Genomic DNA, 12095 nt, shown 5'->3' on the forward strand with positions numbered 1-12095 from the left:
GATGAGAATAGGTTTAGTCGTTGAAGGAAGTTATCCTTTTGTCAGTGGCGGAGTAGCAAGTTGGGTACAAATGATTATCCAACAATTTAAAGAACATGAATTCACCATCTTTGCGATCGTACCGCAAATAAAAACAGAAGAGGAATATCAATATGAAATTCCTAACAATGTAAAAGATATCATTATGATTCCCTTACAATCAGAAAGTGACTCAAACCATATAAAAACCAATTTAACGACTGATGAAGTACAAACACTTCAAAAATGGTTTACATTCCAAGCTAACGACACAGAAGCATTACAAATATTAGGGAACAAGCAAAAGCTAGGAACACTACATTCCTTCTTCGAAAGTCGTGAATTTTATGAAATAGTGAAAGAAAGCTATTTGTATGAAGAAAGTAGTGGTTCTTTCTTAAATTACTTTTGGATGTGGAGATCTATGTTCACACCAATCATTCAAATTTTACAAATTGATTTTCCTGAATTAGATCTTATCCATTCTGTATCTACAGGCTATGGTGGGCTTCTTGGAGCTGCAATTAGTGCCAAATCTGACATACCATTTATTCTAACAGAGCATGGTATTTATTCTCGGGAACGTGAAGAGGAAATACTCCAATCAACTTGGATACCAATCGAATACAAAAAAAGATGGGTTTCTTTCTTCCATCATTTATCTCACCAAGCATATGAACAAGCTGCTGATGTGATTACATTATTCGGACGGAATAGTACATATCAAAAAGAACTAGGAGCTCCGGCCCATAAACTAAAAATTGTTCCAAATGGTGTTACTTTATCTGATTATAAAGGGCTACGTAAGCCAAAACATAATTCAGATAAACTCATTATTTCTGCTATTATACGAGTTGTGCCAATTAAAGACGTAAAAACAATGATTTATGCAGCTAAATTATTATTAGAAAAAGATATTCCGTTTATCTTCTACTTATTAGGTCCTGATACAGAAGAACCAGAGTATGCCCAAGAATGTCGTGATTTAATTCAGCAACTTGGATTAAAAGAACATGTAATAATGACTGGCAGAGTAAACATTAAAGATTACTTAAAACAAACGGATATTCTCGTATTAACTAGCATATCTGAAGGGCAACCACTAGCTATGTTAGAAGGAATGGCATCGGGATTACCATGGGTTGTTACAGACGTTGGTTCTTGTAAGGAGTTAATTTATGGACAAGATGAAGATCCTTACGGCCAATGTGGCTTTGTTGTACCACCTGTATCTCCTGAACAAGTTGCCACCCACTTAGAATGGTATTATCGCCACCCTGAATCCATTCAACAATTCGGAAACAATGGGCGTAATCGTATTGAAGCATATTATCAATTATCAGGTGTTGTTGATAGTTATCGTAAGCTTTATTTAGAAAGGGGTGCGAAAACATGGCAGGTATAGGATTTCGATTACAAAAATTATTTCAGGAAGACTACTATTCTTCAAGGGTAAAAGCTTATGGATTTTCGTTATTTGTTACAGCTGGTCCTTGGTTAGTCGTTATTTTAGCAGTAACAACTATTAGATTCATTTTGAGTTTATTTCATTCTATTTCAATTGAAGAACAGCGTCTTTTCACTATTTCAATTTCATACTGCTTTATTTTTTCTCAAATTATTTACGGAGCATTGCAGCTCATTGTAACTAGATATGTAGCTGACCTTTTATACGAACAAAAAGCTGATAAAGTATTTTCTTCATTTTTAGGAATGACGAAGATCACACTTTTTTTAGCTATTATGTTATGGCTTTTGTTTGCATTTTTCACACCGTTAGCTTTATATTATAAAATCGTGATGCTATTTTTATTTTTAGCTTTAAATATCATCTGGATTCAGTCCATTTATTTAACAGCAGCTAAAGATTATCAATCAATTGCACTGGCATTTTTAATCGGATCCATTTTTTCCCTATTAGGAATTATCCTAGTAGCTTACTGGCACCCTACACTTGGGTTAGAACATGGATCTGCCCTATTGCTTTTAATTTCTTTTACAATTGGTACTTTCATTACACTAGTATGGTTAAGTATCGTTATTGTACGAATGTTTCCAAATAGCGATGCTACTGAACAATTTACCTTTCTTTCTTATTTAGATAAATATCCAGAGTTATTTTGGTCAAGCCTATTTTACAATGTGGGTATTTGGGTATGTAATTTTGTTATTTGGTTTGGAGACGGTCGGGGAAATATTGAAAACACATTTATTTATCATCAAATTTATGATACTGCTGTTTTCTGGGCGTATTTAAGTATTATCCCAACCTATATTTTCTTTGTAGTATCCATTGAAACCAGGTTTTATGAAAGATATAAAAAGTTCTTCGGTTCGGTAAACAATGGCGGAACATTACATACGCTTTTACAATTAAAAGATTCCATGAACTTTGTCTTAAAGCAGGAAATGGAACGTATACTTCGTAATCAAGGTATTTTTTCCTTACTTATTATTTTTATAATATGGATGTTTAGTTCGCAATCTGGAAACACAACACTTAATTACTCTATTCTGCAACTAACTATAGTTGGTGCTTATGCAAATGGAATGGTGCTCGTTATTACATTACTACTCCTATACTTTGAGGATCGTAAAGGGGCATTTCGAACATCAGCTATTTTCTTTTTTGCAAACTTGTTATTAAGCCTTATCCTGCTTCCATTTGGATTCAATGGTTACGGCATTAGTTTCGCAGTTGGATCTTCTACTACATTCCTATATGCTATTTCTAGGCTCTTTACTTACATTAAAGATATTGATTATTATACATTTTGCCAGTCAAATATTCCTATAAAACAGCGGACCTTTTTTACCAAATTAGCTAATAAACTTAACGGGAAATAAATACAAAAATGACCTTTGCTCATGCAAAGGTCATTTTTTGTATCTACATATTAAACTTCCAAATAGCCATTTTTATTATTTGATTGCCATCTCCAAGAATCTGCACACATTTCTTCTAATCCACGTTTTGCTTCCCATCCTAGTTCACGTTTTGCCTTTGATGCATCTGCAAAACATATTGCCACATCGCCAGGACGACGCTCTGTAATTTTATAAGGAACTTTTTTTCCTGAAACCCTTTCAAATGCTTCAACCATCTCAAGTACACTATACCCTGTACCTGTGCCCAAATTATAAGCATCTACTCCTGTTGTATTCAGTACTTTCTCTAGCGCTTTTACGTGACCTTTTGCTAAGTCTACAACATGTATGTAGTCACGGATGCCTGTTCCATCTTTCGTTGGGTAGTCATTTCCAAATACACTTAATTCTTTTAGCTTACCTACTGCCACTTGTGTGACATATGGCATTAAGTTATTTGGAATTCCATTTGGATCCTCTCCAATACGTCCACTTTCATGTGCACCAAATGGGTTGAAATAGCGAAGTAATGCGATACTCCATTCTCTATCTGCAAATGCTACATCACGCATAATTTGCTCAATCATTAATTTCGTTTGACCATATGGATTTGTTGCACTTAATGGAAACTCCTCTGTAATCGGTGACGTTTCCGGGATACCATATACAGTTGCGGATGAACTAAAAATCATCTTCTTTACATTATGTTTCTGCATTACTTCACATAGCACTAAAGTGCTCGTAATGTTGTTATGATAATATGTTAATGGAATTGCTACTGATTCCCCTACAGCTTTAAACCCTGCAAAGTGAATAACTGCTTCGATTGCATTTTCTTCAAAAATCGCGTCAAGTGCTTCTTGATTTAAAACATCTTCTTTATAAAACTTAAATTGCTTTCCTGTTATTTCTTTCACTCGATTTATAGATTCTACCGAGCTATTCGAAAGATTATCAACTACTATAATTTCGTAACCGCTATTTAGTAATTCTACACATGTATGACTACCAATATACCCTGCTCCACCTGTTACAAGTATTGCCATAATTATAGTCCTCCATATTTCATTCATTATAAACTTCTCAAAGTATATCACATATTTCTTATCCTATGTTTAATATGCGAACACAGAAACTTACATTTTATCCCATAATAATTTTATAACATATACGATTCCAATCAAGTAATAAGAAAAACGCCACATAATTTTTGTTATGTGGCGTTTTTCTTATTAAATTACGTAACAATATACACTTAGAAAATGTGCAAGACTACCTAATAATACAAAAACGTGAAAAATCTCATGATGTCCCATATATTTAAACTCTAGCCATTTTGGCTTTGTTCCATAAATAAATCCACCAATTGTATAAAAAATGCCCCCAAGTACTAAGAAAACAATGCCCCCTGTACTTAAATTCTCAGCTAACGGTGCAAAGAATAAAACAATTAACCAACCCATCGTAATATAAATTGCTGTCGATAACCATCTTGGACAATTAAACCAAAACATTTTAAACACAATGCCACAAATCGCAGTTGCATAGACTAAACAAAATAATAGCAAACCACTTGCTGAATTTAATGTAATTAAGCAAAAGGGTGCATATGTACCTGCAATTAATATAAAAATCATAGAATGATCTAGCTTCCTAAAGAAGTAAATAACACGTTCATTGGCCACAACACTATGATATACAGCTGATGCCATATAAAGGACCATCATTCCAATCCCAAACAAAATAACAGCTGTAATTGCAGCAAATGATGGCATCTTGATAGAAACTTTCACAAGCATAGCTAATAAGGCAATAAATGATAATATCGCTCCACCTAAGTGAGTAAATGCATTAACTGGTTCCCTTACGTAAGCATTCATAATAACACCCCTCATATAATTACATGTAGTTTTAATAACTACGTGTAATTATATACACATTTCTTTTTAAGGTCAACATTTACAATTTATTTGTTTCGTAATACCATATTTAAGGATGTATTAGACATTAAGTTCCACTAAGTTATAAAAGTGAGGGATTCTACGTGGAAAATATAAATGAATTACTTGAGACATTGCATTTAGAAAAAAATATTAAACTTGAGGATATTCCAAATGTCGACTTATATGTAGATCAAGTTGTCCAACTATTTGAGAATACTTATGCAGATACAACGAGAACGGATGATGAAAAAGTATTAACAAAAACGATGATTAATAATTACGCAAAAGGGAAACTATTCATCCCTATCAAAAATAAAAAGTATTCAAAAGAGCATATGATTTTAATTAGCTTAATTTATCAATTAAAAGGTGCTCTTTCCATTAACGACATAAAAAGTTCATTAGAAACTATAAATGACTCCTTATTAAATGATGATTCATTCGAATTAAATACGTTATACAAAAATTATCTTGCTCTTACTGAAAGCAATGTCGAAAGCTTTAAACAAGACGTAAATAACCGTGTTACAGAAGTAAATGAGATTTCTTCCTTAGAAGACACAAAGCTAGAAAAATTTCTACTACTAACATCCTTCGTGACTATGAGTAATATGTATAGACGTTTAGCGGAGCAACTAGTGGATGATTTAAAAGAATCATAAATAAAAACTATCCACCTATTAAAGTGGATAGTTTTTATTTACTTAATTGCTTCATGAACTTTTAGTTGTTTCCCTTTAATCGTTGTAGTCTTCATGACTTTCAAGACAAGTGGTCCTTTTCCATTTAATATTTCAACGTAAGAAACATTATCTTGTATCGTAATAATGCCTATATCTTCTGCTGTAATACCTTTAATTTTAGCGATTGTACCGACGAAATCTACCGCCCTAATTTTCTTTTTCTTCCCGCCATTAAAGTAAAGCTTCATAATGCCTTTGTTGATGTCTGCATTTTTATCTTTCTTTATAATTGGTTTAGCATGTATCTTTTCTTCAAATGCAGCTTTCCCTTTCATAACTTCTTCTTTTGAAGGTCCAATTGCCTTTGGAATTTCAAAGCCAATATACTCCTCAATCTCTTCTAAAAATCTATTTTCATATGGTGTTATAAATGTAATAGCTTTTCCACTATTTCCAGCTCGTCCCGTTCTTCCAGTACGATGTACATAGCTTTCTTTTTCAAGTGGAATATCATAATTAATAACATGTGTAATATTATCAATATCAATTCCCCTCGCAGCCACGTCTGTTGCTACTAAATAACGAAATTTTCCTTTTCTAAAATCATCCATGACTTCAAAACGATCTTCTTGTACCATACCACCATGTATTTTGTCACAAGGATAGTTAGCTCGTTTTAATTGTCTATATACATGATCTACATTTTCTTGTGTACGGCAGAAAATAATACAGCTATCAGGATTCTCAATCGTTGTTACATCTTTAAGTAGTGAAAGCTTCTCGTCTTCTATCGCTTCAAAAAGAGTATGTTCAATTTTATCCGTCGTAATCCCAGCCGCTTTAATTTCAATATGAGTTGGTGCATTCATATATGTACGTGATAACCTTTCAACATCTTCCGGTAAAGTTGCTGAAAATAGCATTGTCATTCTATTTGTAGGTAATTCATCAATAATTGCCTCTACTTGATCGATAAAGCCCATGTTTAGCATTTCATCCGCTTCATCAATCACTAAATATTTTAATCGCTCTAAAGAAAGGGTCCCTTTTTCAATATGATCCAATACACGCCCTGGAGTCCCTACTACAATATGCGTCTTTTGCTTTAACTCTAATTTTTGACGTGCAAATGGGGATTTACCATAAATTGCGGCGGCTTTAATTCTTTTGAATCGCCCTATGTTTGTAATATCTTCTTTCACCTGTACCGCAAGCTCTCTCGTTGGTGTTAAAACTAATGCTTGTGGTTTATTCTCTGCCCACTCCACCATTTCACAAAGTGGAATACCAAATGAAGCTGTTTTTCCACTTCCCGTCTGGGACTTCACAACAAGATCCTTCTTTTGTAATGCGACTGGAATAACCTTACCTTGTACTTCTGTTGGATGATCATACCCTAACCCAGTAAGTGCCCTTACAATTTCTTTACTTAATTTATACTCAAAAAACCCTTTTTCACTCATATATTAACCTCATTTTATTCTGTATTATTTTCTTTTTTATCTTTTGTATACGTTACTATCGCCCTACTTATTATACTTGAAACCTCACATAAAAAGATGGATTATGCCAGATTCATCTTTTTACATAGAAATAAACCTTATCATTTCATATATTGTTCAACTACTTGATAACATCTTTTGCTCGTATTATTAGCATTAACCTTTTCATAGAATCCTACATCCACTCAAAAAAAATAAAAAGAATACATACATCCTTGTATAATTATCTTAATTTTTCAACCTTTTTATAGACGAACAATATAAAACAAAAAACATTTTAAATTCGTTTTTAACGTTGTTTTTTACATATAAAATCTACTTTTTAAAAAAACGTTAAGAAATCCTTTGACTTTTTAATGAAAACAATGTAAATTATCATATAGACGAACATTTTTAATTAATAAAAATAAAATATTCGTATTTTAGGGGTGTAAATGATGGAAAACGTATTCGACTATGAAGATATTCAATTAATTCCTGCAAAATGTATTGTAAATAGCCGCTCTGAATGTGATACAACTGTCACTTTAGGAAAACATAAATTTAAATTACCTGTCGTACCTGCAAATATGCAAACGATTATTGATGAAAGAATTGCAACGTATTTAGCTGAAAATAATTACTTCTATATCATGCATCGTTTCCAACCAGAGAAACGAATCTCATTCATCAGAGATATGCAATCACGTGGATTAATCGCTTCTATTAGCGTTGGTGTAAAAGAAGACGAGTATGAATTCGTACAACAATTAGCTGCTGAGCACCTTACGCCTGAATACATCACGATTGATATCGCGCATGGACATTCTAATGCTGTAATCAACATGATTCAACATATTAAAAAGCATTTACCAGAAAGCTTCGTTATCGCTGGAAACGTTGGAACTCCAGAAGCGGTAAGAGAATTAGAAAACGCTGGTGCTGACGCAACAAAAGTTGGTATTGGACCTGGTAAAGTTTGTATTACTAAAATTAAAACAGGCTTTGGAACTGGTGGTTGGCAACTAGCTGCACTTCGCTGGTGTGCAAAAGCTGCAAGTAAACCAATTATCGCTGACGGTGGTATTCGTACACATGGCGACGTAGCTAAATCTATTCGATTTGGGGCGACTATGGTTATGATCGGTTCTCTATTCGCTGGTCATGAAGAGTCTCCAGGGGAAACAATCGAAAAAGACGGCAAACTTTATAAAGAGTACTTCGGTTCAGCTTCTGAATTCCAAAAAGGTGAGAAGAAAAACGTTGAAGGTAAGAAAATGTTCGTTGAGCATAAAGGTTCTTTAGAAGACACTTTAATCGAAATGGAACAAGATCTTCAATCTTCTATCTCTTACGCTGGTGGAACAAAATTAGACTCCATTCGTACTGTAGATTATGTAGTCGTAAAAAACTCTATTTTCAACGGTGATAAAGTATATTAATTTTTAAACTTAACTCGAAGGACAAGCAGTTTTATGCTTGTCCTTTTTCATATATAGAAATGTAAAATATTTTCATTTTACTGAATTTTCTAGTATCATATTTTTAGATACTTATAATAAGGGGGATATAATATATGAAAGATGTAATTGAGAAACGCTATATTCGTGCAGAAGTTCCTACTGAATTAACATGGGACCTCTCTGATTTATACGAATCTGATAAAGAGTGGGAAACTGCATTACGTGTATTAACAGATGATATAAAAAAACTTGATGCGTTTAAAGGACAATTACACAATAGCCCTACCACCTTATTACATTGCCTACTTTTAGAAGAAGAGCTTTTAATGAAGTTAACAAAACTATATTCATATGCAAATTTAAAAGAATCTACTGATCGTACAAATCCAGTTATTCAAGCGAACTCTTCCAAAATTGCCGCTTTATGGACGAAAGTACATACGGCGCTATCCTTTATTCATAATGAAATTCTCTCATTAGAAGAAGGCACAATTGAAAAATATTTAACGGAAGAAACAAAACTTGAACCTTTCCGTAAATCATTACTAGACATATTACAAAAAAGGCCGCACACGCTCTCTCCTGAAACTGAAGAAGCACTTGCTGCACTTGGCGAAGTACATAGTTCTCCATACAAAATTTACGGTATGACTAAATTAGCCGATATGGATTTTAACTCCATACAAGATGAACAAGGAAATGAACTCCCTGTGTCGTTTGCATTATTTGAAAGCAAATATGAGTTTTCTCCAAGCGCAGACATACGTAGGAAAGCATACTCATCATTTGTTTCCACCTTGAAACGATATAAGAATACAGTGGCAACAACATATGCGACTGAAGTAAAAAAACAAGTAACACTCTCTCGCTTACGCAAATTTGAATCTGTTACTCATATGCTTTTGGAACCTCAAAAAGTTCCACTTGAAATGTATAACAATCAACTCGATATTATTTATAAAGAATTGGCGCCTCATATGCGCCGTTTTGCAGATTTAAAAAAGAAAGTATTAGGACTCGATGAAATGCTGTTCTGCGACTTACACGCACCTTTAGATCCCGAATTTAATCCGACAATTACTTACGAAGAAGCTGGAAAACTTATTCAAGACTCTTTACAAGTACTCGGGGATGAATATAGTTCCATTATCGAAAAAGGATTCAAAGAAAGATGGGTCGATCTTGCAGATAATGTAGGCAAGTCAACTGGAGCATTTTGTTCAAGTCCATATGGTTCTCATCCGTACATTTTAATTACATGGCAAAATACGATGCGCGGCTGTTTCACATTGGCTCATGAATTTGGGCATGCTGGTCATTTTTATTTAGCAAATAAAAACCAGCGTATTATGAATGTACGTCCATCTATGTACTTCGTTGAAGCACCATCTACAATGAATGAATTACTATTAGCCCAGCATTTATTAGCGACGAATGACGATAAGAGAATGCGTAGATGGGTGATCCTGCAACTACTCGGCACATATTATCATAACTTTGTTACTCACTTACTTGAGGGAGAATATCAAAGAAGAGTATACAGCCTAGCAGAAGAAGGTGGAGCACTTACAGCTACAACTTTAACTGAAATAAAAGCAAATGTACTTTCAACATTCTGGGGAGATTCCGTAAAAATTGATGAAGGTGCTGGATTAACTTGGATGCGTCAACCTCATTATTATATGGGCTTATATTCTTACACGTATTCCGCAGGCCTCACTGCATCTACTGCGGTGGCTCAAATGATTAAAGAAGAAGGACAACCTGCTGTTGATCGCTGGTTAGATGTACTTCGCGCTGGTGGTACGATGAAACCACTGGAATTAATGAAACATGCTGGAGTCGATATGTCAAAACCAGATACAATCCGCAGAGCTGTTTCTTACGTTGGTTCCTTAATTGATGAATTAGAGCGCTCTTATCAAGAATAAAGTGAAACTTTAATCAGTGGGGGCCATCCCCCACTGATTATTAGCCCTCACCAATCGGGCTTTTACGGACAGTTGATTCCCTACCTAACTTCTTTGCTTCCGCTGAATTTTGAGGTAGGAATCTTACTGCCCGGCAAATAGCGGGATAAAAAATAAGCCCTCGCTTTATGAGGGCTTATTTCATGTTTACTTTCCAAATCTTTTACGGTATCCACATTTTCTACATAGCTCTTCAACTGCAACTCTTCTGGAAAATCCATCAACAATGTTTGTTGCTCTTTCGCCTTCTATAATGTTAGAGAATGAATCATTATTAATATTTCCAAGGTTAATAATCCCTTCACCATCTAAACAACAAGGAATAACCGTTCCGTTCGCTAAAATACCAGCTTGATTTCGAAGCCCATGACAGAATCCTTTTCCATCATCCTCTTCTTCATGCAATGCTGGCCACTGGAATTCATAGTCTTGATTAATAAAGACACGTTCCGCAATTTTTATACCTTTTCCTGGTGTAAGCTTCTCTTCAATTTGATAAGATAAATTAAACTCATTTTCAATGATAGATAATAACTCTCTATTCTTCTGGATTTCAGCATTTGTTTTATTATCCTGCGTTAAGTTCCATAATCTAAGTGAAACGATTAAATCCGATTGACTTGTCGCCTCTCTAATGAAGGAAAGTATACTTCTTACATACCCCTCTTTGTCTTGTGAACCTGGGTGCCCATCAAAACTATGCAGTGAAAAATTCATTTGTCTTAAAGCAGGCTTATTTAACAATCTATGCCTTCTCTTATTAATTAACGTTCCGTTCGTTGTAATATTAACTTTAAACCCTTTTTCATGGCTTAAATCTAACAATTGATCTATTTTTGGATGCAGCAACGGCTCACCCTTCACGTGCAAATAAATGTAGTCTGTGTGTGGTTTAATTTGGTCTAACCTTTTCGCAAAATCCTCCACAGAAATGAATTGCTTCTGTCTTTCCGTCGGCGGACAAAAGCTGCACGCAAGATTACATACACTCGTAATCTCCAAGTAAAATTTCTTAAACTTCTTCACCTTTAACTCCTCACTTCTATGACTACTTATACTTTTTCCTCTTCATATTACAGCATACTTTTTTAGAAATAGAAACATACTTATTTTAGGAAATATAGAAAACGGCCACATCTGTAGCCGTTTGAATGTACTATTACTATTTATGATACGGTTCTCCACGATTAATTCGAAACGCCCTATACACTTGCTCAAGCAATACTAATCGCATTAATTGATGTGGTAACGTCATCTTTGAAAAAGAAAGAGATTCATTTGAACGCTTCATTACTTCTGAACTTAGTCCAAGTGATCCGCCAATTACAAAGGCAACTTTACTCTTCCCATATGTAGCAAGACGATCTAAGCTTACTGCAAATTCTTCTGATGATTTTTGCTTTCCTTCTATCGCTAACGCAATGACATGCGTATCATCAGAAATTTTATCTAGTATACGTATACCTTCTTTTTCTTTTACAATTAACATTTCTGCTTCACTTAAATTTTCTGGTGCCTTTTCATCTGGCAATTCAATTACTTCTACTTTTGCGTATGCAGATAATCGTTTTAAGTATTCTGCTATACCTTGTTTTAAATATTTTTCTTTTAATTTCCCAATTGAAATAATCGAGATATTCACACGTATTCCCCACCTTACAAACATGTT

10 protein-coding genes are annotated in these 12095 nt (G+C 34.2%); 5 read left to right on the forward strand and 5 right to left on the reverse strand.

The features are described from left to right. The first annotated feature begins 1 nt into the window (after nucleotide 1). Nucleotides 2-1423 carry a GT4 family glycosyltransferase PelF gene (gene pelF / locus NST14_RS27715; RefSeq protein WP_001219502.1) on the forward strand — a complete coding sequence of 474 codons (1422 nt, stop codon included), beginning with the start codon at nucleotides 2-4 and terminating at the stop codon, nucleotides 1421-1423. Continuing rightward, the gene (gene pelG, locus NST14_RS27720) at nucleotides 1411-2865 is read left to right on the forward strand and encodes an exopolysaccharide Pel transporter PelG (RefSeq protein ID WP_229143339.1); all 1455 of its coding nucleotides are present in this window, start codon (nucleotides 1411-1413) and stop codon (nucleotides 2863-2865) included. The genes pelF and pelG overlap by 13 nt, the downstream gene beginning before the upstream one ends. Before the next feature lie 50 nt (nucleotides 2866-2915). Here the strand turns inward: pelG and galE are convergent, their stop codons facing one another. Together galE and trhA are read right to left on the reverse strand one after the other, a co-directional pair. Continuing rightward, nucleotides 2916-3932 (reverse strand): UDP-glucose 4-epimerase GalE, encoded by a 1017-nt coding sequence (gene galE / locus NST14_RS27725; RefSeq protein ID WP_000996533.1) that lies wholly within the window; start codon nucleotides 3930-3932, stop codon nucleotides 2916-2918. 186 nt (nucleotides 3933-4118) lie between these two features. Continuing rightward, nucleotides 4119-4766 carry a PAQR family membrane homeostasis protein TrhA gene (trhA, locus tag NST14_RS27730; RefSeq protein ID WP_101169006.1) on the reverse strand — a complete coding sequence of 216 codons (648 nt, stop codon included), beginning with the start codon at nucleotides 4764-4766 and terminating at the stop codon, nucleotides 4119-4121. A 164-nt stretch (nucleotides 4767-4930) separates the two neighbouring features. Between trhA and NST14_RS27735 the strand changes: the two genes are divergently transcribed. Further along, nucleotides 4931-5491, forward strand: a complete 561-nt coding sequence (locus NST14_RS27735) for a DUF1836 domain-containing protein (RefSeq protein ID WP_000427879.1) — start codon at nucleotides 4931-4933, stop codon at nucleotides 5489-5491. A gap of 38 nt (nucleotides 5492-5529) precedes the next feature. Here NST14_RS27735 and NST14_RS27740 read toward each other — a convergent pair whose 3' ends face one another. Beyond that, nucleotides 5530-6975, reverse strand: a complete 1446-nt coding sequence (locus NST14_RS27740; protein ID WP_001290603.1) for a DEAD/DEAH box helicase — start codon at nucleotides 6973-6975, stop codon at nucleotides 5530-5532. A 476-nt stretch (nucleotides 6976-7451) separates the two neighbouring features. Between NST14_RS27740 and guaC the strand changes: the two genes are divergently transcribed. Both guaC and pepF read left to right on the forward strand, forming a co-directional pair. Continuing rightward, nucleotides 7452-8435, forward strand: a complete 984-nt coding sequence (guaC, locus tag NST14_RS27745; RefSeq protein ID WP_000432434.1) for a GMP reductase — start codon at nucleotides 7452-7454, stop codon at nucleotides 8433-8435. A gap of 134 nt (nucleotides 8436-8569) precedes the next feature. Further along, nucleotides 8570-10387 carry an oligoendopeptidase F gene (gene pepF / locus NST14_RS27750; protein WP_000655850.1) on the forward strand — a complete coding sequence of 606 codons (1818 nt, stop codon included), beginning with the start codon at nucleotides 8570-8572 and terminating at the stop codon, nucleotides 10385-10387. A gap of 186 nt (nucleotides 10388-10573) precedes the next feature. Here pepF and NST14_RS27755 read toward each other — a convergent pair whose 3' ends face one another. Further along, entirely contained in the window at nucleotides 10574-11452 is an 879-nt protein-coding gene (locus NST14_RS27755; RefSeq protein WP_000713636.1) for a radical SAM/SPASM domain-containing protein, read from the reverse strand. Nucleotides 11453-11588: 136 nt separating this feature from the next. After that, a complete protein-coding gene (rlmH, locus tag NST14_RS27760) occupies nucleotides 11589-12068 on the reverse strand; it encodes a 23S rRNA (pseudouridine(1915)-N(3))-methyltransferase RlmH (RefSeq protein ID WP_001027003.1) in 480 nt (159 codons plus the stop codon). Between the last annotated feature and the right edge of the window lie 27 nt (nucleotides 12069-12095).

The sequence above is a fragment of the Bacillus sp. FSL W8-0519 genome (genome assembly GCF_038005585.1).
GTDB classification, from domain to species: domain Bacteria; phylum Bacillota; class Bacilli; order Bacillales; family Bacillaceae_G; genus Bacillus_A; species Bacillus_A paranthracis.

What these genes read in the sequence shown, in the direction of transcription:
- pelF (WP_001219502.1), top strand. Translation starts at nt 2, where the DNA reads ATGAGAATAGGTTTAGTCGTTGAAGGAAGTTATCCTTTTGTCAGTGGC.
- pelG (WP_229143339.1), top strand. Translation starts at nt 1,411, where the DNA reads ATGGCAGGTATAGGATTTCGATTACAAAAATTATTTCAGGAAGACTAC.
- galE (WP_000996533.1), bottom strand. Translation starts at nt 3,932, where the DNA reads ATGGCAATACTTGTAACAGGTGGAGCAGGGTATATTGGTAGTCATACA.
- trhA (WP_101169006.1), bottom strand. Translation starts at nt 4,766, where the DNA reads ATGAATGCTTACGTAAGGGAACCAGTTAATGCATTTACTCACTTAGGT.
- NST14_RS27740 (WP_001290603.1), bottom strand. Translation starts at nt 6,975, where the DNA reads ATGAGTGAAAAAGGGTTTTTTGAGTATAAATTAAGTAAAGAAATTGTA.
- guaC (WP_000432434.1), top strand. Translation starts at nt 7,452, where the DNA reads ATGGAAAACGTATTCGACTATGAAGATATTCAATTAATTCCTGCAAAA.
- pepF (WP_000655850.1), top strand. Translation starts at nt 8,570, where the DNA reads ATGAAAGATGTAATTGAGAAACGCTATATTCGTGCAGAAGTTCCTACT.